Annotated in this window: 18 protein-coding genes and 1 tRNA gene; 10 read left to right on the top strand and 9 right to left on the bottom strand. The window is 66.5% G+C overall.

The genetic code is table 11. From position 1 onward, the window contains the following. A complete protein-coding gene (locus V5F66_RS04690; RefSeq protein WP_394000065.1) occupies positions 1 to 1,686 on the bottom strand; it encodes an L-lactate permease in 1,686 nt (561 codons plus the stop codon). Positions 1,687 to 2,010: 324 nt separating this feature from the next. On the opposite strand from V5F66_RS04690, the gene V5F66_RS04685 reads away from it, so the two are divergent. The 4 genes from V5F66_RS04685 to V5F66_RS04670 all read left to right on the top strand — a co-directional run bounded on the left by V5F66_RS04685 (position 2,011) and on the right by V5F66_RS04670 (position 8,445). Then, positions 2,011 to 2,799 carry an FCD domain-containing protein gene (locus tag V5F66_RS04685; RefSeq protein ID WP_041576087.1) on the top strand — a complete coding sequence of 263 codons (789 nt, stop codon included), beginning with the start codon at positions 2,011 to 2,013 and terminating at the stop codon, positions 2,797 to 2,799. 325 nt (positions 2,800 to 3,124) lie between these two features. Continuing rightward, the gene (locus V5F66_RS04680) at positions 3,125 to 4,234 is read left to right on the top strand and encodes an efflux RND transporter periplasmic adaptor subunit (RefSeq protein ID WP_394000063.1); all 1,110 of its coding nucleotides are present in this window, start codon (positions 3,125 to 3,127) and stop codon (positions 4,232 to 4,234) included. A gap of 3 nt (positions 4,235 to 4,237) precedes the next feature. Then, positions 4,238 to 7,399 carry an efflux RND transporter permease subunit gene (locus V5F66_RS04675; protein ID WP_394000061.1) on the top strand — a complete coding sequence of 1,054 codons (3,162 nt, stop codon included), beginning with the start codon at positions 4,238 to 4,240 and terminating at the stop codon, positions 7,397 to 7,399. 152 nt (positions 7,400 to 7,551) lie between these two features. Then, the gene (locus tag V5F66_RS04670) at positions 7,552 to 8,445 is read left to right on the top strand and encodes a MurR/RpiR family transcriptional regulator (RefSeq protein ID WP_394050951.1); all 894 of its coding nucleotides are present in this window, start codon (positions 7,552 to 7,554) and stop codon (positions 8,443 to 8,445) included. 5 nt (positions 8,446 to 8,450) lie between these two features. Here V5F66_RS04670 and V5F66_RS04665 read toward each other — a convergent pair whose 3' ends face one another. The 4 genes from V5F66_RS04665 to V5F66_RS04650 all read right to left on the bottom strand — a co-directional run bounded on the left by V5F66_RS04665 (position 8,451) and on the right by V5F66_RS04650 (position 12,907). Continuing rightward, positions 8,451 to 9,287, bottom strand: coding sequence for a 1,6-dihydroxycyclohexa-2,4-diene-1-carboxylate dehydrogenase (locus V5F66_RS04665; RefSeq protein ID WP_394050949.1), 837 nt, complete (start codon positions 9,285 to 9,287; stop codon positions 8,451 to 8,453). Positions 9,288 to 9,293: 6 nt separating this feature from the next. Then, positions 9,294 to 10,637 (bottom strand): MFS transporter, encoded by a 1,344-nt coding sequence (locus V5F66_RS04660; RefSeq protein WP_012116326.1) that lies wholly within the window; start codon positions 10,635 to 10,637, stop codon positions 9,294 to 9,296. 110 nt (positions 10,638 to 10,747) lie between these two features. Continuing rightward, positions 10,748 to 11,662: a catechol 1,2-dioxygenase gene (catA, locus tag V5F66_RS04655; RefSeq protein ID WP_394093361.1), complete on the bottom strand. Its 915-nt coding sequence runs from the start codon at positions 11,660 to 11,662 to the stop codon at positions 10,748 to 10,750. A 69-nt stretch (positions 11,663 to 11,731) separates the two neighbouring features. After that, the gene (locus V5F66_RS04650) at positions 11,732 to 12,907 is read right to left on the bottom strand and encodes a muconate/chloromuconate family cycloisomerase (protein ID WP_394093360.1); all 1,176 of its coding nucleotides are present in this window, start codon (positions 12,905 to 12,907) and stop codon (positions 11,732 to 11,734) included. 98 nt (positions 12,908 to 13,005) lie between these two features. Here V5F66_RS04650 and V5F66_RS04645 point away from each other — a divergent pair, with 98 nt between their 5' ends. After that, positions 13,006 to 13,917, top strand: a complete 912-nt coding sequence (locus V5F66_RS04645; protein ID WP_394093359.1) for a LysR family transcriptional regulator — start codon at positions 13,006 to 13,008, stop codon at positions 13,915 to 13,917. Between the two features lie 75 nt (positions 13,918 to 13,992). Here V5F66_RS04645 and V5F66_RS04640 read toward each other — a convergent pair whose 3' ends face one another. After that, positions 13,993 to 14,286, bottom strand: coding sequence for a hypothetical protein (locus tag V5F66_RS04640; protein ID WP_394005726.1), 294 nt, complete (start codon positions 14,284 to 14,286; stop codon positions 13,993 to 13,995). Between the two features lie 295 nt (positions 14,287 to 14,581). On the opposite strand from V5F66_RS04640, the gene ku (V5F66_RS04635) reads away from it, so the two are divergent. From ku (V5F66_RS04635) to V5F66_RS04620, 4 genes are all read left to right on the top strand, one after another. Continuing rightward, positions 14,582 to 15,481, top strand: a complete 900-nt coding sequence (gene ku, locus V5F66_RS04635) for a non-homologous end joining protein Ku (protein WP_394093358.1) — start codon at positions 14,582 to 14,584, stop codon at positions 15,479 to 15,481. A 12-nt stretch (positions 15,482 to 15,493) separates the two neighbouring features. Next, positions 15,494 to 16,303: a non-homologous end joining protein Ku gene (ku, locus tag V5F66_RS04630; protein ID WP_394093357.1), complete on the top strand. Its 810-nt coding sequence runs from the start codon at positions 15,494 to 15,496 to the stop codon at positions 16,301 to 16,303. Positions 16,304 to 16,437: 134 nt separating this feature from the next. After that, positions 16,438 to 16,677 carry a hypothetical protein gene (locus V5F66_RS04625; protein WP_394093356.1) on the top strand — a complete coding sequence of 80 codons (240 nt, stop codon included), beginning with the start codon at positions 16,438 to 16,440 and terminating at the stop codon, positions 16,675 to 16,677. 93 nt (positions 16,678 to 16,770) lie between these two features. Further along, entirely contained in the window at positions 16,771 to 17,220 is a 450-nt protein-coding gene (locus V5F66_RS04620; protein ID WP_394093355.1) for a hypothetical protein, read from the top strand. Between the two features lie 18 nt (positions 17,221 to 17,238). On the opposite strand, the gene ligD is transcribed toward V5F66_RS04620, so the two are convergent. From ligD to V5F66_RS04605, 3 genes are all read right to left on the bottom strand, one after another. Further along, complete coding sequence (gene ligD, locus V5F66_RS04615; RefSeq protein WP_394093354.1) at positions 17,239 to 19,899, bottom strand: DNA ligase D; 2,661 nt, start codon at positions 19,897 to 19,899, stop codon at positions 17,239 to 17,241. Between the two features lie 64 nt (positions 19,900 to 19,963). Further along, positions 19,964 to 21,946, bottom strand: coding sequence for an ABC transporter ATP-binding protein/permease (locus V5F66_RS04610; RefSeq protein ID WP_394093353.1), 1,983 nt, complete (start codon positions 21,944 to 21,946; stop codon positions 19,964 to 19,966). Between the two features lie 160 nt (positions 21,947 to 22,106). Further along, positions 22,107 to 22,182 (bottom strand) — tRNA-Lys (locus V5F66_RS04605). Positions 22,183 to 22,344: 162 nt separating this feature from the next. Here V5F66_RS04605 and V5F66_RS04600 point away from each other — a divergent pair. Next, complete coding sequence (locus tag V5F66_RS04600; RefSeq protein ID WP_394093352.1) at positions 22,345 to 23,511, top strand: M20 aminoacylase family protein; 1,167 nt, start codon at positions 22,345 to 22,347, stop codon at positions 23,509 to 23,511. The last annotated feature ends 14 nt before the right edge of the window (positions 23,512 to 23,525 follow it).

Genomic DNA, 23,525 nt, shown 5'->3' with positions numbered 1-23,525 from the left:
TCAGTGGCCCACCACCGGAGCGATGACGGTGGGAACCATGCTGGTGAAGGGCGGCAGATAGGCCTGGGCCATGATCAGCAAGCCGACCAGCACCGCCAGCGCGATGGAGTGGAAGAACACATAGCGCAGGATGGAGCCTTCATGCCCGTACCACTTGGTGGCAGTGGAGGCGACGACGATGGACTGGGCGTCGATCATCTTGCCCATCACGCCGCCGGAGGAGTTGGCGGCGGCCATCAGCACCGGGTTCAGGTGAAGCTGCTGCGCGGTGATCTTCTGCAGGCCGCCGAACAGCACGTTGGACGCCGTATCCGAGCCCGTCACCGCCACGCCGACCCAGCCGAGCAGGGTGCCGAACAGCGGGTAGAACCAGCCGGTATGGGCGAAGGCAAGGCCCAGCGTGGCGTCGAGCCCCGAATAGCGGGTGACAAAGCCCAGCGCCAGCATGCAGGCGATGGTGAGCAGCGAGTAGCGGATCATGTACAGCGTCTTGCCGTACATCTTCACGAGGCCCGCCGGGCTGTAGCCGAGCACGAGCCCGGAGACGATGCCGGCGAGCAGGATGCCGGTGCCGGTGGCCGAGACCAGGTTGAGATTGAACACCGCCGCCTCGGTATGGGGCGCGGCCACCACCGGGGGAACCTTCTGCACCAGCTGATGCAGGCCTTCCACCGGGAACTTGGCCAGCCAGATGCTGTCGAAGAAGGCCTTGGCCTCGGGCACGCCCCAGATGAACACGAACACGGAAAGGATGATCCAGGGCAGCCAGGCCTTGAACACCGCGCCGGGCTTCTGAGCCTCGGTGACGGGCATGTGGCCGGTGTCCTCGATGTCCTTGGACGACCAATCGCGGGGCGCTTCGGTCATGGGGCGCTTGGGCTGCCAGACCCGCAGGAACAGGGCCAGGGCGACCATGGAGGAGATGGCGGCCACCACGTCCACCAGCCACGGGCCGTGGAAGTTGGAGACGAGATACTGCGGCACCGCGAACGACAGGCCGGCCACGAGCAGCGCCGGCCACACCTCAAGCATCTTGCGGAAGCCGACGAAGGCCCAGATCAGCCAGAACGGCACGATCAGGGAGAAGAACGGCAACTGCCGGCCGATCATGCCCGAGAGCTGCTGCAGGTCGAGCCCGGTGACGGCGGCGAGAGCGATCACGGGCGTGCCCAGGGCGCCATAAGCCACCGGCGCGGTATTGGCGATGAGCGAGAGGCCAGACGCGGCGAGCGGCGAGAAGCCAAGGCCGATCAGCATGGCGGCGGTGACCGCCACCGGGGTGCCGAAGCCGGCCGCGCCCTCGAAGAAGGCGCCGAACGAGAAGGCGATGAACAGGAGCTGCAGGCGCCGATCGTCCGAGATGCCCCGGATGGAGCGCTGGAGAACGTCGAACTCCCCCTTCTCGCTGGTGAGCTGGTACAGGAAGATAACGTTGACGATGATCCAGCCGATGGGCATGAGCCCGAAGGCGGCACCGTAAAGGGCGGACATCCCCGCCATCTTCGCCGGCATGCCGAAGGCCAGTACCGCCACCACGAGCGCACTGGCGAGGCCAAGCAGCGCCGCCAGATGCGCGCGCATCTCGAAGATGCCGATGGCGCCGAGCAGGACCACGACCGGTATGGCCGCGAGCAAGGTGGACAGCAACATGCTGCCCATGGGGTCATAGACTTGAGACCAGATCATCGGGTGCCCCTCCAGCCTCAGGACAAGCGGGGGCGTTCGGACCCGCGATGCGGTCCGTGCCTTCTTTGCTGCCTCTGAGCGGTGTTTTTCGGTATGTGAGTATGGCGAACGACCACAGGCGCACCGCGGTCAATCTTTTCCTCCGGATATGGTAGTCTGGTCTTCTAATGAACCAGTATCGTCATTTCGGTAAAATACTTTGACCATGCGTGTCAACTGGAGAAATCTCTTTCACCGCCACAAAGCGGCGGCTAAAATCAGTTCAAATCGCAAGAAGGCCGCTAAACTCTTGATTCTCCTCAAGCGGCAGAGCAGATGGGCAGGATGACCAAGGACGGCATCAAGGGCGCCAGCGCCGCCGAAAGCACCGCGCGCCACATCGAGGAACTGATCGTCGAGGGTGCGCTGCGCCCGGGGGAGCCGCTACTTCCGGAACGGGAGATGGCCCTGCGCCTCAACGTCTCGCGCCCGACCTTGCGTCAGGGCATGAAGATGCTGGAGGACAAGGGCCTGCTGGTCGCCGACACCAACGGCAGCCGGGTTGTGGCTCCGCTCGGGATCAGCTTCACCGACCCGCTGATCGATCTCCTGTCGTCCGGCGAGGCGGTGACGGACGACTATCTCGAGCTGCGCGCCACCCTCGAGCGCATGGCGGCCACGCTTGCGGCCACCCGCGCCAACGATGTGGACCGCGCCATCCTGCGGGAAGCCATGGAGCGCATCGACCGCGCCCATGGCGAGGCCGATGCAGGCGATGAGGCGGAAGCCGACGTGGACCTGCACCTGGCTGTCTACGAGGCGAGCCACAATCTGGTCCTGCTCCACATCATGCGGGCCCTGTCGGGCATGCTGCGCAAGGGCATCTTCCACAACCGCGAAAAGCTCTATGCCCGGCCGGAGGTGCGCGACGTGCTGCGCGACCAGCACCGCGCCATCTACGAAGCCATCATGGCCCGCGATCCGGAAGCGGCTGGCCGCTGCGCCGAGGCACATATGAGCTATACCCAGCGCGTCATTGCCGAGATCGCGGCCGCCGATGCGCGCCTCGAAATCTCCCTGCGCCGTATCGAGGGCGGTGGCATCGCCTCACGCGCCGGGAAGGCACGCAGCTGAGATCGCGCGGCTGAGATTCTGCGGTTGAAGCGGTTCGCGCCCCGATTTTGGCGCCGCACGCGCCACGGCGCGATCGGGCGTGCCCCTGTCGGCCGTCCGTTGCTCTCCCCAAGATGGCGAATCGGGATTAAGGTCACATCGCTCGCCTGCCCGTGTATTTAGGTACCTCGCGCAAGTAGACCGACAAAATCACCGACACCTGCGGCTGTTTCGCGGGCGATGACACTTCCCACGCCACATACACCATCCGGTGTAATGGCGTGATCTGGGAAATGCCCGACCAAAAACGCCGCTGGGATGTTCCGAGGATCTGGGGAGGACCGACATGTCGCGCGCCCGTGCTGCCCGCATCGTTTCGCTGCTGTTGCTCGGTCTCCTTTCTCCATGCGTTGCGCGCGCCCAGGAGGGCGGCATTCCGGTGGGCGTCGTTCCTGCCGCGCTCAAGCCCATCTCCGACGCCATGGAATTCGTCGGCCGCGTGGAGGCGCCCGAACGCGTCGAGATCCGCGCCCGGGTGAAGGGCATGCTGGAAGCCGTCTTGTTCAAGGAGGGCGAGACGGTGAAGGAGGGCGCGCCGCTCTACCGCATCGAGAAGCCGCTGTTCCAGGCGGATGTGGAGAATGCCGAAGGCAACGTGGAGCGGGCCAAGGCCGCCCTGAGCCTGGCCAAGATCCAGCGCGAGCGCGCCGAGGAACTGGTCGCGAAGAATGCCGGCACGGTGGTGGCCCGCGACCAGGCGGTGGCGAACGAGGAATCCTCCAAGGGCGCGCTGCTGTCCGCCGAAGCCAGCCTCCACACCACGCAGATCAATCTCGGCTACACCGACATCGTCTCCCCCATCACCGGCCGCATCGGCCGCTCGGCGGTCACCCGCGGCCACATCGTGGGTCCGGAGAGTGGCGTGCTCGCCACCGTGGTGAGCCAGGATCCCATGTACGTCACCTTCCCCGTCAGCCAGCGCGACTATCTGGAGGCGCAGAAGGACGAGGGGAAGGTGGACCTCGCCAACGTGGAAGTGCGCATCAAGTTCTCCGATGGCGCGGTCTATGGCGAGGTGGGGCGGGTGAATTTCGTGGACGTGTCGGTCAACCGCACCACCGACACCATGATCCTGCGCGCCGACGTGCCCAACCCGAGCGGCAAGCTGGTGGACGGCCAGCTTGTCCGTGTGGAGCTGAAGGCGGGGACGCCGGAAGAACGGGTGGTGATCCCGCAGGCGGCGCTGATCGCCGACCAGGCCGGCGTCTATGTGTTCGTAGTGGAGAACGGCAAGGCTGTGGTGCGCCGGGTGAAAACCGGCGCCACCCAGGGGCCGAACATCATCATCACCGACGGCGTGAAGGCCGGCGAGCCGGTCATCGTGGAGGGCTTCGAGAGCCTGAAGCCCGGCATCGCGGTGCGCGCGACCCCGACGGCCATCGGCCTGAAAGGCTGAGCCATGCTCTCCTCCGTCTTCGTCGACCGCCCGCGGCTCGCCATCGTCATCGCCATCGTCACGACGATTGCCGGCCTGCTCTCGCTGCTGGCCATCCCGGTGGCGCAGTATCCGGATATCATCCCGCCGCAGGTGTCGGTGACCACCGCCTATCCCGGCGCCTCCGCCGAGGTGGTGGATTCCACCATCGCCCAGCCCATCGAGGCCCAGGTGGTGGGCGTAGACAAGCTCATCTACATGAAGAGCGTGTCCGGCGATGACGGAAGCTACACGCTCACCGGCTCGTTCGAGCTGGGGACCGACCCGGACATCAACACCGTCAACATGAACAACCGCGTCCAGGTGGCGCAGTCCAAGCTGCCGGAGGATGTGAAGCGCCAGGGCGTGGTGGTGAAGAAGAAGTCGTCGGCGCTGCTTGGCGTGCTGGCCATTTCCTCACCAAAGAAGACCTGGGACCCGCTCTATATCTCCAACTACGTCACCATCAACATCCTCGACGAGCTGAAGAGCATTCCGGGCGTCGGCGATGCCGCGCTCTGGGGTCCGCAGGACTATGCGGTCCGGGCCTGGGTAAAGACCGACCGGCTCACCGGCCTCGGCCTCACCACCCAGGACATCGTCGCCGCCATCCGGGGCCAGAACATCCAGGCGGCGGTGGGCCGCATCGGCGCGCGACCCGTCTCCGACGACCAGCAGTTGCAGCTGAACCTGCGTACCAAGGGTCGGCTGTCCAGCATCGAGGAATTCGAGAAGATCGTCCTGCGCACAAACGAGGACGGCTCGGTGCTGCGCCTCGGCGACGTGGCGCGGCTGGAACTGGGCGCGGCCAACCTCGACCGCGAGACCCTGTTCAACGGCGGTCCAGCGGCGGTGCTGGCGCTCTACCAGTCGCCCGGCGCCAACGCCATCACCACCATCAACGCCGTGCGCAAGCGCATGGATGAGCTGTCGAAGGCCTTCCCCGAGGACCTCGCCTGGAAGGTCACCTACGACCCCACCTCGTTCGTGGTGGAGACCATCCACGAGGTGCAGAAGACCCTGATCGAGGCGTTCATCCTCGTGGTGCTGGTGGTCTACCTCTTCCTCGGCAGCTTCCGGGCGACCCTGATCCCGACGCTCGCGGTGCCGGTAAGCCTCATCGGCACCTTCATCGTGCTCAATGCTATCGGCTATTCGGCGAACTCGGTGTCGCTGCTGGCCATCGTGCTCGCCATCGGCATCGTGGTGGATGACGCCATCGTGGTGGTGGAGAATGTCGAGCGCGTGATGGAGGAGCATCCAGAGCTCACCCCCGCCGAGGCCACCAAGCGGGCCATGGCGGAAATCACCGCGCCCATCATCGCCATCACCCTGGTGCTGCTCTCCGTGTTCGTGCCGGTGGCCTTCATTCCCGGCATCTCCGGCGAGCTGTTCCGGCAGTTCGCGGTGACGGTGGCGGTGGCCATGTTCCTGTCGGCCATCAACGCGCTCACCCTTTCGCCGGCGCTCTGCGCCATCCTGCTGAAGCCTTCCCACGGGCCGAAGAAGGGCCCCATCGGCTATGTGATGCGCGGCATCGACAAGGTACGCGATGCCTATGGCGCGGCGGTGGCGCGCCTCGTTCGCTTCTCGCTCATCGGTCTGGTGTGCGTGTTCGTAGCGTCCGGCGGCATCTTCGCCCTGTCCAAGATGACCCCCACCGGCTTCCTGCCCGAGGACGACCAGGGCGCCTTCTTCGTGGTGGTGCAACTGCCCGGCGGCGCTTCCGTGGGCCGCACCACGGAGGTGATCCGCAAGGCCGAGGCGCTGCTGAAGGAAGAGCACACGGTGGAGGACTTCACCTCCGTCATCGGCCTCAACTTCATCGACAATTATTCCCAGCCCAACGCCGCGTTCATCGTCGTCACGCTGAAGCCGTTCGAGGAGCGGCATGGCGCGGAGAACGGCGCCGCCGCCATCCTCGCCCGGCTCGGGCCGAAGATGCGCGCCATCTCCGGCGGCTCCGTCGTGCCGCTGGGACCGCCGCCCATCGTTGGCCTCGGCACCGGCGGCGGCTTCAGCTTCGTGCTGCAGGATCTGCGGGCAGGGGACCCGAAGGCGCTGGCGCAGGTGCTGCGCGGCCTGCTGGTGGCCGCCAACCAGGACCCGCGCCTGACCCGCGTGTTCTCCACCTATTCCGCGTCCAACCCCTCGATCCAACTCGACATCGACCGGGACAAGGCCCAGGTGCTCGGGGTGCCGCTGGACAGCGTGTTCCAGGCGCTCCAGACCTCGCTGGGCGGGCTCTATGTGAACGACATGAACCTCTACGGCCGCACCTGGCAGGTGCAGGTGCAGGCGGAGGCGGAGGATCGCAAGAGCATCGACGACATCTACCGCATCCATGTGCGCAACGACAAAGGCGAGATGATCCCGCTGCGCTCCATCGTCGAGGTGCGGGTGGAGATCGGCCCGCCGGCGCTGATCCGCTACAACAACAAGCGGGCGGTGACAGTGCAGGGCGCGCCGGCGGAAGGCGTCTCTTCCGGCCAGGCGCTCGCCGCCATGGACGAGGTGGCAGCCAAGACCCTACCGCAGGGCTTCTCCGGCGCGTGGACGGACACCTCGTTCCAGGAGAAGCGGGCGGAGGGCAAGACCGGGATCATCCTCGCCTTCGCCGTGCTGTTCGCCTTCCTGTTCCTGGTGGCGCTGTATGAGAGCTGGTCGATCCCGGTGCCGGTGCTGCTCTCGGTCACCGTGGGCATGCTCGGGGCGTTCGCGGCCATCGTCGTCGGCCGGCTCACCCTCGACCTCTACGGGCAAATCGGCATGATCGTGCTGATCGGCCTCGCGGCCAAGAACGGCATCCTCATCGTCGAGTTCGCCAAGGAGCGGCGCGAGCACGGGGAGGATCTGCTGCAGGCCGCCACCGAGGGCTCCCGGCTCAGGTTCCGCCCGGTGATGATGACCTCGCTCGCCTTCATCCTCGGCCTCTACCCGCTGGTGGTGGCGACGGGGGCGGCGCAGATGGCGCGGCAGAACGTGGGCACGCCGGTGTTCGGCGGCATGATCGCCGCGTCCTTCCTCGGCATCTTCGTCATCCCTCCGCTCTATGTGCTGTTCCAGGGCATCCGCGAGAAGCTGCGCCCCGGCTCCCGACCGAAGGTGCAACCGACGCCGGATGCACCCGCCGCTCATGGGGAGTGACACGCGGGCCCGGCCCGGCCTGACGAACGTCTGCCGCGAAGGCCGCTCGCTGCGGCTGCTGCGCTGGCTTGGCTGAGGCCCCGGTTGGAAAAGCCTCCCGCCCTGTGCCAGCATGGCCAGGCATTGTTTTCCCAGCGAAAGCAAAGGGCGAGATGACGACGCCGTCGCAAGGCCGCAGGAGCAAGGTGGACCGGTTCGGCGAGCGCCTGCGCCTGCGCGGTTCAACCTTGTCGCCGGGCCTCAAGGCGGTGGCCGACTATATCAACGGGAACCGCCGCACCGTTTTGGGCCAGTCGGCGCTGGAAATCGCGGCGCAGACCGCGACCTCCGACGCCACCGTCATCCGCGCCGTGCAGGCCCTGGGCTTTGATGGGCTCAAAGATCTGAAGCGCACGCTGGCCGGGCATCTTGGCGCGGCCATCTCGTCAGAAGACAGGATGACCACCACCACGCAGACGCTGGAGCGCGATATCGACGCCTCCATCGATTTCGTGCGCGACGGCCACGTCATCGGCATCGCGGAAGTGACTAGGCCGGAAAACCGGCGGGCCCTCTTTGCCGCCATCGAGCTGATGCGCGGGGCGAGCGGCATCGGCCTCTTCGGCATCGGCGCGGCGGCCTTCCTCGCCGACTATGCCGCCCGCTTGCTCATACGCAACGGGCGCCACGCCTATGCCCTCAACCGCACCGGCATCAGCCTCGGCGAGCAACTCCTTGCCATGCGGCGCGGCGACGTGCTGGTCATGATGGAAGAGGCCAGCGCCCCCTGCGAGGGCGCCGCCACGCTGGAGGAGGCGCGGCGGCTGGAGGTGCCCGTGATCCTGCTGTCCGGCTCGGCCTGCCCCGCCTTCGGCCAGCGGGCGCAGGTGGTGATCCAGGTGCCGCACGGCACGTCGGAGACGGAGCCGCTTCAAGGCCTCATGCTCGTGTGCCTTGAAATGCTGGTCATCGGCCTTGCCGCCACCGAGCCTGACCGGTCCCTGAAATCGCTGGAACGCCTGCACACCTTCTATGAGGATATCCGCCGCCCGCCACGCGGCGGATAGGGCGCTCAGCCGATGGTGCCGCCGGCGACGAAGCAGGTCTGGCCGGTGATGTAGCCGGCTTCTTCAGACGCGAAGAAGCAGATGGTGGCGGCCACTTCCTCCTGCGTGCCCATGCGGCGCAGGGGCGTGCCTGCGAGGATATCCTCGTACATCTCCTTGCCCCATTGCTTCTCCTGCTCGGACAGGGGCGTGGGATTGCGCGGGATGGCGCGGGTGCCATTGTCGATAGCGCCGGGGGAGACCGCATTCACCCGTATGCCGTGCTCGGCCAGCTCCAGCGCCATGCAGGTGGTCATGGCATGCACGCCGCCCTTGGCCGCCGAATAGGGCACGCGATAGATGCCGCGGGTGGCGTTGGAGCCCACGTTCACGATGGATCCCGCCTTCTGGCGCATCATCACCGGGATGACGGCGCGGCAGCTCCACAGGGTCGGCCACAGGGAGCGGCGGATCTCCTTCTCCATCTCCTCCGGCTGGTATTCCCAGAACGGCTTCGACCAGATGGTGCCACCCACATTGTGAACCGCCACGTCGATCCGGCCATAGGCCTCGAGCGCTGCGGCGACACTCGCCTGCGCGCCATCGAAGGTTTCAAGGTCGGCGGACAGGGCACGGGCTGCGCCCCCGGCCGCCTCGATCTCCGCACGGACGCTCTCGTTATGCTCGGCCGAGCGGTCCACGATCAGGAGCTTCGCCCCCTCGCGCGCCAGCCGCAGCGCCGTGACGCGGCCGATGCCCTGCGCCGCGCCGGTCACCAGGGCGACCTTGTCGGCAAAGCGCTTGTCTGACACCTGTGGTCTCCTCTTGAAAAGGTGCGGCCGCCGGATCGCGCCGGCGGCCATTTCCAGTCAGTGCGCCGCCGAAAGCGCGCCTTCCGGCTGCGCCGAGGGCCGCGAGCGGATCAACGCCACCGCCAGCGCCGCGATGGCGAGCGGCACGGCGATGCCGAGATAATAGCCGGGCACCCCGCCCATCTGCAGGAACCATCCACCGGTAGCAGAGCCAACGATGGCGCCGGTGCGGCCGATGCCGATGGCCCAGCCGGTGCCGGTGGCGCGCAGCTCGGTGGGGTAGATGCCCGAGATGAGGTAGTTCAGCGCCAGCTGCTGGCCGCCGACGCCGAAGCCCGCCGCCGCCACCAGGATGAACACCGCCGTCCAGTTGGTACCGGCCAGCGCCAGACCAATGCAGATGGCGATGCCCAGGGCGAACATGCCCAGCAGCAGCAGCCGTGCGTTCACCTTCGGCAGGACGAGGGAGAGCGGGATGGCGCAGATGATGAAGGCGGTGTTCACGGTCACCGTGCCGAACGCGGCGGTGGCGGCGGGCAGGCCGGAGGTGGTGAGCACTGTCGGCAGCCACAAAAGCAGCATGAACCAGGCGATCCAGTTGAACAGATAGGTCGCCCACACCGCGATGGTGCGGATGCGGTAGGCGGGGGCGAACAGCGCCGCCACCGAGCCCTTGGCCACCTTCTCGGCGGGCACGAACTGGGTTCCGGCCGGCACCGGGCGCTTCAGGATCTTCTCCACCAGTGACCGGCTTCGCTCCAGGTCACCGGGCTTGCCGCGAGCAACCAGAAGCTGGGGTGATTCCGGCAGGACGATGAGGCAGACCACCAGCATCACCAGCGGCAGCGAGCCGCCCACCAGATAGATGCCCTGCCAGCCGATCACCGGCATCCAGCCCGAGGCGAGCAGGCCGCCCAGCACCGCGCCGAGCGGCAGGCCCAGCAGCACGCCGGTGAGCACGGTGCCCCGCGCGCGGCCGGGGGCGTATTCGGCGGACAGCGCCAGCAGCACCGGGGTGGCGCCGCCCATGCCGAGGCCGGTGAGGAAGCGCAGCATCACGATCTGGGTGGGCGAGGTGGCAAACGCGATGGCCAGGGAGAACACCCCGAACAGCAGCATGGCGCCGAGGATGGCGGTGCGCCGGCCGATCTTGTCGCCGATGGAGCCCAGCGCCATGGCGCCGATGGCCATGCCGAGGGTGCCCGAGATGAAGATATAGGTCATGTCCGCCGGCGCCATGCCGAACGCCTTGGCGATGGCGGGGCCAGTATAGGCGATGCACTGCGTGTCGAAGCCGTCGAGGGCGGCCACGAAGAAGCACATGAGAAAGACCAGCCATTGGCGCCCGCGTATGGGCTCGCCGTCGAGCAGGTCCTGGATGCTTTGTTTTCCACCCGCCATTGTATCCTCCAAGGGGTTCTTGATCTTGCGGTTCTGGGCTGTGTCGGGATCAGGCGAACCGGCGCGGGTCGGACCGCGCCGGGTGTCCTGAAGCGCAGGATGCCTTGGGGTCAGGCGGCTTCCGCGCGCGGGCGCTGCACCTCGGCGGAGGGCAGGGCGACGGCCTCCGACCTCAGCTCGAAATCGAAGGCGATGCGCGCGAACGGGGCATTCAGCCCGGCCTCGGCGATGGCGTCGGGGTCCTGGTTGCGCTCCACGGCGGGGATCAGCTCATCGCGGGTGGCGAAGGCGAAATCGTCGTGGAGATAGGGATCGCCGTCGATGTTGATCTGCGTCGTGAGCTTGCGAAAGCCCGGCGCGCTCACGAAGAAATGGATGTGTGCCGGACGGTGCCCGTGGCGGCCGAGCTGCTTCAGCAGCGTGTCGGTGGAGCCTTCGGGGGGCACCGCATAGCCCGATGGCATCGTGGTGCGGAAACGGTAGCGGCCCTCGGCGTCGGTCTCGATGGTCCGGCGCAGGTTGAAGGGGCTCTGGCTCTTGTCGAAGAAGGAGTAATTGCCCCGCGTGTTGGCGTGCCACACCTCCACATGGGCGCCAGCTACCGGGCGGCCGTCGGTGTCGCGCACCTGCCCGTGCATGATGAGGATCTCGCCCTCTTCCGAGCCGTCGTCGAGCCGCGCCTCGCCCTTGCACAGGGGCGCGCCGGCCACATAGAGCGGCCCCTCGATGGTGCGCGGGGTGCCCCCGGTAAGGCCGGCGGCTTCCTCCGCTGCGTCGAGCCGCACGTCGAGAAAGCGCTCAAAGCCGAGGCCAGCGGCAATCAGGCCATACTCGTCGTTGCGGCCGGCCTGCGTGAGGTAATTGACCGCGCTCCAGAACTCGCTCGGCTCCACGTCATATTCGTCGATGACGTAGAATAGGTCGCGGACGATGCGGTCCACGATCGCCTTCACGCGGGGCGTGGGCTCGCCGCGGGTGGGCGCCTGCATCTCCTTCAAGAGGGCATCGATGGCGGCTTTTTCCATGGGCGTTCTCCTTATGGGGCATTTTTTATACGCCGTGCGCTGGGGCATCGGTCGAAAGGGCAGGGGGTCTCAGGCCCCCACGGACTGGCGAACGGGGCTGAGGCGGGGGGCCGGGCGGTCGCGGCGGAAGAAGTCCACCCGGTCCATGTCCAGCTCGACGCCGAGGCCCGGAGTGCTCGGAACGATCAGGGCGAAATCGGCATAGGCGAGCGGCATCGCCAGGATCTCCTCGGCCAGCAGCAGGGGGCCGAACAGCTCGGTGCCCCAGGTGAGCGTCGGCAGGGTGGCGCAGAGCTGGGCCGACGCCGCGGTGCCGATGCCACCTTCCAGCATGGTGCCGCCATAAAGCTCGATGCCCGCCGCGTCGGCGATGGCCGCCACCCGCTGGGCCTCGAACAGGCCGCCCGACTGGGCGATCTTCAGCGCGAACACCCCGGCGGCACGGTCGCGCGCCAGATCCATGGCCTCGGCCGGGCCCTGAAGGGCTTCGTCGGCCATGATGGCCGCGTCGAACCGGCGCGTCAGGCGGGCGAGGGCGCCGCGCTGCTCCCGGCTCACTGGCTGCTCGATGAGATCGACCCCGGCCGCCTCCAGCGCGGCGATGCCGCGACGGGCCTGATGTTCGCTCCAGGCCATGTTCACGTCCACCCGCACGCTGGCACGGTCGCCCAGGGCCGCCTTGATGGCGGCCACATGGGCCACGTCCGCTGCCACCTCGCGCTTGCCGATCTTCAGCTTGAAGATGCGGTGGCGGCGGGCCGCCAGCATGGCCTCGGCCTCCTCGATGTCCGTGGCGGTGTCGCCGCTGGCGAGGGTCCAGGCCACCTCCAGCGTGTCGCGCTGGCGACCGCCGAAGAATTCCGACACCGGTACCCCGAGGCGGCGCCCGTGGGCATCGAGAAGGGCGGTCTCCACGGCGCAGCGGGCGAAGCGGTTGCCCTTCACGGCCCGCTTCACGCTGGCCATCAGCGCGGCCACCCGGGTGGCGTCGGCGCCGAGCAGCAGGGGGGCGATATAGGTGTCGATGGTCAGCTTGATGCCTTCCGGGCTCTCCTCGCCATAGCTCAGGCCGCCGATGGTGGTGCCCTCGCCGACGCCGACCGTGCCGTCCGAGCACGACACTTTCACCAGCACCAGCGTCTGGCTGCGCAGGGTGTGCATGGACAGGTGATGGGCGCGTATGGTTGGGATATCGACGATAAAGGTCTCGATACGGTCGATACGCACTGCGACGCCGGTCTGCATCCGTGGAGTGTCCTTATGTTCGGCATAAGGAAAATCACGCCGACGGGGCGCGCGTCAAAGACAGTCTCGGTCGGTTTGCATACCTAATAGGTCTGGATATGGAACTGCGCCACCTCAGGTATTTCACAACCGTGGCCCGCGAGCGCAGCTTCACCCGCGCGGCGGAGAAGCTCCACATCGCCCAATCCCCCCTGAGCCGGCAGATGCGCGAGCTAGAGGAGGATCTGGGCGTCACCCTGTTCGAGCGGCCGAGCCGCCCGGTGCGCCTCACCGCGGCCGGGCGCTTCTTCAACGAACATGCGTTGCAGATCCTCCAGCGGGCGGAGGAACTGCGCATCACCACCCGGCGCTTCGGCGAGGCGGGCCGGCGCCAGTTCCTGATCGGGTTCGTGGGCTCGGTGCTTTATGGCGGGTTGCCCGACGTGGTCCGGGGCTTTCGCGCCTGCTATGCCGGGCTTGAGGTGGCGCTCATCGAGATGAGCACCGTGGAGCAGATCGCGGCCCTGAAGGAGGGGCGCATCGACGTGGGCTTCGGGCGCATCCGCTTCGACGATCCCGCCATCAGGCGCGAGGTGATCGCCGAAGAGCCCCTGCTGGTGGCCCTGCCGCCGGACCACCGGCTGCTCGCCGCAGACGGTGTGTCATTCCAGGACATCGTCGGGGAGCCGCTGGTGCTCTACCCCAAGTCGCCACGGCCGAGCTATGCCGACCAGGTGCTGTCCTTCTTCGGCGACCGGGGTTGCACGCCAGTCATCGCGCAGGAGGTGCGCGAGCTGCAGACCGCGCTCGGCCTGGTGGCGGCGGGCATTGGCATCACTTTGGTGCCGGACTCGGTGCGGCACCTGCATCGCGACGATGTCACCTATCGCCCGCTGCTGGAGGCGGGGATCACGTCCCCGCTCATCATGAGCTGCCGCGCCAGCGATTCCTCGGCCGAGATCGGGCAGATCTTCGACCTCATCCGCAACATCTACCAGCTCAAACAGGAGCTTGGCCGAACGCCGGCATGAGAACACCGGGATGAGAACGTCGCCATAAGGCGGAGCGGGGAAGCCCCCCTCCGCCGCCATTGTGACGATGGGTCTTCAGCGCGCCTTGGTGCTGCGGCCGACCGGCTTGGAGACGCCCGCGCCGTCTTCGCCGCCCTTTCGGAACATGTCCGACGCGGTGAGGATGATGAGTGACACCAGGGCCACGGCAGTCGCCGTCAGGGCATAAATGATGAGGAAGGGATAACCGAAAAAATAGACGAGCGCTGCAAAGCAAACCACAAGATTTGCGATGAAATAATATTTGGCGTCCGGCGCTCCATAGATGGCATCCTTCAGGAACCACCCGAAGACGGGAACACGAAGAGCGACGCGCGCGGCAGTTTCCATGATCGAACCCGAATATGCGTTGACTTGATCTACATTCCAGGTGCGGAATTTGATCTAGCGCAAAAATGGCCGATCCAGCTACCGGCATCAAGCGGCCTTGGCGCCGCAGCCGCGGCTCGAATGCCCGGTTTTGCAGGTTCTTGAGCGCGGCAAAACGTCGTGCAGGGTCCGTGGGCCGGTCACGGCTTCTCAATACGGGGCCAACTCCCAAGGAGGCCATACTTGGACCCTGCCGGGAACCAACACCCCGGGCTACCCGTTCGTTCAACGCGGTGCTTGTGTCGGAGTGTGCAGGATGGCGACAGCGCGGGCCAATTGGAAAGGTTTCATCAGGTTCGGAGACGTCACGTTCGCGGTGGCGCTCTACACCGCCGCGTCCTCCTCCAAGCGCATTGCCTTCAACACGCTCAATCGGTCGACCGGAAATCGCGTGCGCCGGGAATTCGTCGACAGCGAGACCGGACAACAAGTGGAGCGGGACGACCAGGTCAAGGGGTACGAGATCGAGAATGGCGGCTATGTCGTGCTCGAACCCGACGAAGTCGCCTCCGCCGTGCCGGACAGCGACAAGACGCTGCGGATCGAGGCCTTCGTTCCCTGCGATGAGATCGACGACGTCTATTTCGACAAGCCGTATTATCTCGCGCCCGACAAAATGGGCGCCGACGCCTTCAAGCTGCTGCGCGACGGTCTGCGGCAGGCCAAGGTCGCCGCCCTGGCGCGAACCGTTCTGTTCCGGCGCCTGCGGACAGTCCTGATCCGTCCTCATGGCAAGGGACTGGTCGGAACGACGCTGAACTTCGATTACGAAGTGCGATCTTCCGCCGAGGCCTTCGAGGATCTGCCGGAGATGAAGATCGAAGGAGAGATGCTGGACCTCGCCAAGCACATCATCAATACCAAGAAGGGCACGTTCGACGCCAAGGCCTTCGATGATCGCTATGAGGCCGCCGTCGCCGAACTCGTGAAGGCGAAGATCGAAGGCCGGACCCTGCCGAAAAGGAAGGCGCCCCCGCCCTCGAAGCCGAGTGACCTGTTGGAGGCACTGCGCGAGAGCGCTGGCGTGACATCGTCCCGCAAGCCAAGGCGCACTGCCGCAAAGGCCGACGCCGGCGAGAGCCCCCCGAAGGCGAAGCGCGCCTCCCGGACCAAAACCTCCCGCTCCAAAACATCACGCTCCAAGCGAGCCGCCTGATCGGAGGCCGTCATGGCGTTGCGTCCCTACTGGAAGGGTTATCTCAAGCTCTCCCTCGTCACCTGCCCCGTCCAGATGATGCCGGCGACATCGGAGAGTGAAAAGGTGCGTTTCCACACCCTGAACCGCCAGACCCAAAACCGCGTCGTCAGCCATTACGTGGACGCGGTCACGGGCAAGGAGGTCGGGGAAGACGACGAAGTGAAAGGCTATCAGCGCGGGGAAAACGACTACATCATCCTCGAAGACGAGGAACTGGAGAACGTCGCGCTCGACAGTACGAAGACCATCGACATCGATGTCTTCGCGCCGCACGCTTCCATCGACTGGATCTGGCTCGACACGCCTTACTACCTGTCACCGGACGACCCGGTCGGCCAGGAGGCGTTCTCGGTGATCCGGGACGCCATGGCCGCCGAGCACATGGTGGGGATTTCCCGTCTCGTGATCTCGCGCCGCGAGCGCGCTGTGATGCTGGAGCCGCGAGGCAAGGGCATCGTCCTTTGGACGTTGCGCTATGGCGACGAGGTCCGGGACGAGGCGGACTATTTCGGCGGGATCGACGATGAACCGTCCGATTCCGAGCTGATGCCGCTTATCGAGCAGTTGATCCGGAAAGAGACCCGCCACTGGGACAGCAAGCTGGTGGCCGACCCGGTGCAGGACAAGCTGCTTGAGATCATTGAGGCCAAGCGGAAGAAGACCAAGCGGCCGGCAAAGACCAGGTCCTCTGAGCCGAAGGCCATGCCCAATAATGTCGTCAATATCATGGACGCCCTGCGCAAATCCGTCGCGGCAGAGACCCAGACAGGCAAGCGTTAGTGGCAGGCGCAGCCAGTCTACTTCGCCACGGCTCCGCCACTCCTGACCATCCATTTCTCCAGCCAAGCTGAAACGCAGGCTGCGTCCCGGCGTTTCAGTTACGGGAGCCAATCCCGAACCAGGAGAAACGCATCATGGGCAATCCCAACGACCGCGATCAGGATCGCAATCGCCAGCAGGGCGGCCAGTCGGATCAGCAGAAGCAGATGGGCCAGAATGATCCGGCCAAGCATCAGGATCCCCACAAGCAGCAATCGCAGTCCGGCGCCGGCGGCAAGCAGCAGGGTGGCGAGCGGCCGGACCAGAAGAGTCAGCACGGCAAGACTGACGAGGATCGTCCCGGCCAAAATCGGGACAATCCCTTGCGCCGGTGATCTGTCGTACCCGACCGACCCCGCTCCTCCCGTAAGGAGCGGGGTTTTGCCGGTCCTGTGCCGACGGTCACATCTTTAAAACGGAGAATTGGAATGGACCCGGACAATCGGCGCCGATCTGCGCCCGACCTACAGTTCCCGCCGCGCGAGCCCGGTGGCAAGGATCAGACGAATGCGATCGGCGGTCAGCGTCCGCCGCTGGACGGCGAAGTATCACCCCACGAAGCGCCCACTCCAAAGGCTAAGGCCGCCGTCAGCCAGCGACAAAGCGCCGGCATTGATCAGAATGAACCCCAGTCCTTGCCCGGCCGCCTTGTCGGCGATGAGGAGGGCGGCGACCCGGAACGAACCGCAAAGCCATTCCCCTGCGAGCGGAGTGGTAACCTTGGGCGCCCCAATCCCAACGAGGACAAGGACTCCAACGTGGAGCAGCTCAAGGCCAAAGACCGTGTCGCCCATGCCAATTCCGAATGGCCGAACGAGGCGCAGGGCGCAGAGCGCGTGGACCCGACCGGAGAGACCCTGGCCGGAGAACGGCATTGAGATCGCCGTCCCGGCGGCTCACGCAGCCTTCATGGCCTTGCCCAGCCGCCTGATGGCCGGCTCCAGCGGGCGCTCGCCGTCGCTGTAGCCATCCCAGGGCGCGTTTTTCGCCAACAGCCCGGGAACGGTGCGGAGCGTGAAGCGCCTCGGGTCGAGATCGGCTGTGACCTCGTCCCAGGTGAGGGGCATGGAGACGGTGGCGCCGGGCCGAGCGCGGGGAGAAAGCGGCGCCACGGCGGTCGCCATGCGATCGTTGCGCAGATAGTCGAGGAAGATACGTCCTGTCCTCAGGGCCTTGGTCATCTTGATCAGATAGAGCTCCGGATTGTCGCGCGCCATCTGTAGGCAGACATCCCGCGCGAAGCCCTTGGCCTGAGGCCAGGAGACCGGATTGCGCCTGGCGACCGCCAGCGGCGTGACGACATGCAGGCCTTTTCCGCCGGTCGTCTTGCAGAAGCTCACCAGACCGAGAGCATCCAACCGCTGGCGCATCTCCCGCGCGGCTTCGACGACCGTCGAGAACGGCACGTCCGGGCCAGGGTCGAGATCGAAGACGAGGCGACCGGGCACTTCCGGATGCTGGGGCACGCAATTCCAGGGATGCAACTCCAAAGCGCCCACCTGGGCGACGGCGGCCAGCCCTTCCACGCGATCGATCTGAAGATAAGGCTTCTTGTCGCCGAAGACGGTCACGAGTTCCAGCAGGCTGGACACTCCCGGCATGGCGTGGCGCTGGAAGAATTGCGCGCCGCCGATCCCATCCGGCGCCCGGATGATGGAGCACGGCCGGCCCCGGATATGGTCGATCAGCCAAGGGCCTACGGCTTCGTAATAGCGGGCCAGATCCTCCTTGGTGACTGGCCGGCCGTCGTTGGCGTCCGGCCAGAGCACCTTGTCGGGGCTCGAGATCAACACACCCATGACGTCGACCTTGCCGCCGCGGCGGGCTGACTTCGACGGCTCAGTGCTCTCGGACGACTTACGCGGCGCCGGCTGCGGCACCTCAGCCGTCTCGGGCGCAGCCGGCGTGTCGGCCTGCACCTCATCCGCCGGCTTGTCCTCGCGCAAGGCCTTGAAGGAGGCCTGGCGGACGAGGCCGTCGGACGTCCAGCCGGCGAACTCGATCTCGGCGACAAGTTCGGGCTTGAGCCAGACCACGCCGGGCTCCTGCTTCGGCGCGCCGATGCCGGTGAAGGGCGATTTCGCCCTCTTGACCGCCTGAAGCTTCGGCAGGAGGCCCCTGACCTTCGCCGCGCTGTACCCCGTCCCGACGCGCCCCACATAGACGAAGCTGTCGCCACGGTGGACGCCAACGAGGAGCGAACGGAATTTTCCGGCGGTGGTCGCGTAGCCACCGATGACCACCTCATGTCCCGCGCGGCACTTGGACTTTGCCCAGGTGTCCGTTCGCCCGGAGACGTAGGGCGCATCCGCCCGCTTCGACACGATGCCCTCAAGCGATAGGCGGCAGGCCGAGCGCAGCACCGCCTCGCCGCCGGTGTCGAAATGCTCGACGAACCGCAGCCGGGCATCCTCGCCGGCACCGATCAGGAGGTGCTGCAATCGACCCTTGCGCTCGGCCAGTGGGAAGGACCGCAGATCCTCGCCCCCTTCGAACAGGAGGTCGAAGGCGAAATAGACGAGTCCATCGGTCTTGCCCTCGGAGAGGGCTGCCTGAATCGCCGCGAAATCCGGGGCGCCGTTGTTGTCCAGGGCGCAGATCTCGCCATCGATGATCGCGTCCGGCAGCTTACCGGCGGCTCGCGCGATGGCCGCAAATCTTGCGGTCCAATCGAGACCCTTGCGGGTCTTCAAGGTCACCTTGCCGTCACGCACCCGCATCTGGACGCGGTAGCCGTCAAACTTGATTTCGTGAATCCAACCGGCCGCAGAAGGCGGGCGCTCCACGGTCTGGCACAGCTGCGGGGCGATGAAATCGGGGAGATCGGCGGTCGCGATCTTGTCCGGCGTCTTGCTTCGCCGTGCCGGCGCCTTGCGCGCCTCGGCCGCGGGGCCTGTGCGACTGTCCCAGACCGCATCGGACTCAACCTTGCCGCCCTGCACCATGAAGGCGCTGGGCTTGCGCCCCTTGCCCGTGGCGATGGCCGCCATGGTGCGGCCCGACGCGACGGACGTGTCGTTGTCGTCGAGGATCGCAGCGCCGTTCGCCGCGACCGCGAATTCGTCGCGATGCTTGATCAGGAGCCAGTTTGTGCGCTTGCCCCGGTCGCGGTCATTGGCCATGCGAACCAGCACGAAGCTGCCATGCAGCCGCTCCCCGTCGAGGGTGAACTTGAGATCGCCCTGCGCCAGCGCCTGCTCGGGGCTCATCTTGCCTTCCGGCTCCCAGTAGCCCCGGTCCCAGAGCATGACCGTGCCGCCGCCGTATTGGCCCTTGGGGATCGTCCCTTCAAAGTCGCCATAGTCGAGCGGATGATCTTCCACTTCCACGGCGAGGCGCTTGTCGTGGGGGTCGAGGGAAGGACCGCGGGTCACCGCCCAGGACTTGAAGACACCGTCGAGTTCCAGTCGCAGATCGTAGTGCAACCGCGTGGCGTCATGCTTCTGGATGACGAAGCGGCGGCGGTTCGAGGCGCTTGCTGTCGCGCTGCCACTCGGCTCCTGCGTCAGTTGGAAATCGCGCTTCGCCTTGTAGGTGGAGAGCTTGTCCGTCGCCATGGTTGACCTCGGGCCAGAAAGCACATCGGTCCTCGACCGGAAATGTCGGGGAGAAGAAGTGGCGTCACTCCGGCCCCGCCGGCTTCGAGCGCGTCCGACGCCCCAACAATTGCCCCAGGAGCCGGGGCTTTGATTTATGCGGAATGAGGGCGATGTCGGTGATGAGCTTTGCCCCGCCCTTGCGCCGCTCCAGCACGATCTTGCGGCTGTGGAAGGCCTCGAGTTCCGCACGGTGCGCAACGCTGATGATGGTCGCGTCGGGAAGCGTCGAGGTGACGAGCTCCATCATGTTGTCCTGACCCTTGTCGTCGAGCGCCGAAGTGGCCTCGTCCAGAACGATGATGTCGGGCCGGTGCAGCAGCAGGCGGGCGAAGGCCAGCCGCTGCTTCTCGCCGCCAGACAGGGTCTGGTCCCAGGGGACATCCTCCTCGATCTTCTCCTTCAGGTGATCGAGCCCGACCTTGTGCAGGGCGTCGCAGATTTCCTCGGGGGTCCAGTCTTCGGCCGCGCCCGGATAGGTGGTTGCCCGGCGCAGCGTTCCCGAGGGCACATACGGCTTCTGCGGGAGCATGAAGAGGCGGGCGTCGGGATGGAAATTGACGCTGCCGCTGCCCCACGGCCAAAGCCCGGCGATGGCGCGCACCAGCGTGCTCTTGCCGCTACCCGAGGCGCCGGCCACCAGCAGCCGCTCGCCCGGCTCGATGACGACCTCGGTCTGGTCCACCACCGCGGTGCCGTCGTCGAGGGTCACCGAGAGGTCGCGCAGGGTCAGCATGGCATCACCGTCCGTCTCGCCCCGCCGGATGCGGCCGATGCCGTCCCCGCTCTCCGCCCGCTCCAGCCCGTCAAGGGACATCATCAGGGAGGCTATGCGGCGGGCGCAGGCATTCCAGTCCGCAAGACGCGGATAATTATCCACCAGCCAACCGAACGCCGTCTGCACGATGGTGAAGGCAGACGCCGCCTGCATCACCTCGCCGAGCGACATCTGGCCTTCGAGATATTTCGGCGCACACAGGAGCAGGGGCACCACGGGCGCGATCAGGCTGGAGCCCTGCGACACCAGCGTGGTGCGCATATACTGCCCGGCGAGGCGCGCCCATTGGCGGAGCACGCCGGAAAAGGTGCTGTTGATGCCCTCCCGTTCCTCATGCTCGCCGCCGAGCAGGGCGATGCTCTCGCCATTCTCGCGCACGCGGGTCAGCATGTAGCGATAGTCCGCCTCTGCCTGGTTCTTCTCCTCGGACACCTCGACGAAGCGCCGACCGATGACCAGGATCGAGCCCGAGGCAATCAGCGCATAGAGCACCGCCGCCACCACCAGGAAGCCGGGAATGGTGATATCGGCCCCGCCGAGCTTCAGGGTCAGCGCGCCGCCGATGGTCCATAGCACTACGATGAATGTCGCCGCCGACAGGAAGGCGGCGGTCACCCCGGCGAGAAAATCGATCGGCGATTCAGTGGCGACCCGCAGGTCCTCGGCGATGCGATATTCGGGGTTCTTGTGGTCGCCGCTCACGAGGTTCAGCTGGTAGTAGCGGCCGGCAGCGAGCCAGCGCGTCACTACGGCGTTCGTCAGCCAGGCGCGCCAGCGCCGCTGCATGCCCATGCGCGCATAGACCTGCGCCACGCCCAGCGCCACACTGCCGATGGCCAGGGGAAAGAAAACTGCGGTGAGATAGAACACGGTGGCGGCATCGCGCTTCTCGATGCCGTCGAAGATCGACCTGTTCCAGACGTTGATGGCATACTGGACGCCGACATTGGCAACGATCAGCAGCAGCAGTCCGATGGTAAATACCCACGCCAGGCGATCCCCCTTGGCGCCCCAGTAGCCCCGCGCACTGATCCAGAAGCGGGTCAGCAGGTAGGATTTGCGCAGGCGCTCTATTTCTTCAGGGGCGAGCGCTGGATCCGGCTCGATGGCCGCGGGCGGGGGCGGTTCGACGGGGTGACCATCCTCCGCGATCACGCTGTCGAGTTCGGATTCGACAGGCAAGGTTGTTTCATCGGATGGGCGAGGCGTGGCCTCAGCGGTCGTCGTCATGACCGCATCAACGGTCCAGAAAAACGAAATGTTCCGGCTGCGCTCTCACAGGGCTGCATCCCGAGGTCGGCCGTCCCGGAGCCCTCCGCGTGCGCCAAAGGGCAGCATTTCGCAGCCCCGCGATTTTACGCGTCCAAGTTTTTGCTATTACGAAATTCGTTGGTGAGCCCGTCGGGATTCGAACCCGAGACCCCATGATTAAAAGTCACGTGCTCTACCGGCTGAGCTACGGGCTCACTCGCCGCTGTGGTTAGGATGCCAAGACGGCAGGGTCAAGGCCGGCAGCGGCAGCGCCCTGGGAAAGATGCGCGGGGTGGCGTGGGCTGTGCATATCCCAAGCCCATTGACCGGCAGGCGGCCCGTGCCCACCATGGCCCCTCATTGCTCCTGGAATTGCCATGCCCGTCCATAATCATATTGCCTCCGGCGCCGACGAGATCGCGGCCTGGCGCCAGGATTTCCATCGCCACCCGGAGCTCATGTACGAGCTGCCCCGCACCAGCGCCGCAGTGGCCGATAAGCTGCGTGCCTTCGGCTGCGACGAGGTGATCACCGGGCTCGGGTGCACCGGCGTGGTCGGCATCGTGCGCGGACGTGGGGACGGGCCCATGATCGGGCTGCGGGCCGACATGGACGCTCTGCCCATCACCGAGCAGACGGGCGCCGCCTATGCCTCGCAGGCCCCCGGCGTCATGCATGCCTGCGGCCATGACGGCCACACCGCCATGCTGCTCGGAGCGGCGCGCCACCTCGCGGAAACCCGCGCCTTCTCCGGCACCGCCGTGCTCATCTTCCAGCCGGCGGAGGAGGGCGGGGCCGGCGCCAAGGCCATGATCGACGACGGCCTGTTCGCTCGCTTCCCGGTGAGCGAGGTCTATGGCATGCACAATCTGCCGGGGCTGCCCGTGGGCCGCTTCGCCATGCGGCAGGGCGGCATCATGGCCTCGTCCGACCGCATCGAGATCCTAGTGGACGGCCGCGGCGCCCATGCCGCGCGGCCCAACCAGGGGGTGGACGTGGTGCTCACCGGCGCCGCCATCGTCACCGCCCTTCAGCATGTGGTATCGCGCAATCTCGATCCGCTGGCCGCCGCGGTCATCTCCATTCCCATGTTCCATGCGGGGGAGGCGGACAATGTGCTGCCGCCCAGCGCGCGGCTCGCCGGTACCATGCGCGCCCTCGATCCCCATGTGCGCGAGGTGCTGCGCGCCCGCATCGTGGCGGTGGCGGAAGGGGTGGCGGCGGCCCACGGCGCCACGGCGACGGTGAGCTTTTCCCAGGGCTATCCCGTCACCCGCAACCACGCGGCGCAGACCGCGTTCGCGGCCGAGGTCGCAGCCGACGTGGCCGGCCTGTCGGAGGTGGACGCCGCCGCCCCGCCGCTGATGGCGGCGGAGGATTTCGCCTTCATGCTGGAGGAAAAGCCCGGCGCCTACATCTTCATCGGCAACGGCCCGTCCGCCGACCTGCACCATCCGGAATACGACTTCGCGGATGCCGCCATTCCGTTCGGCGCGTCGTATTGGGTGCGGCTGGTGGAACGGGCCCTGCCGCTCTCGGTCTGAGCCGGTACCGGGCC

Origin of the sequence: Xanthobacter versatilis (assembly GCF_043193975.1) — a bacterium.
In the GTDB taxonomy this organism is placed as follows: domain Bacteria; phylum Pseudomonadota; class Alphaproteobacteria; order Rhizobiales; family Xanthobacteraceae; genus Xanthobacter; species Xanthobacter autotrophicus_E.
This window is presented reverse-complemented; position numbering and strand designations above follow the sequence as displayed.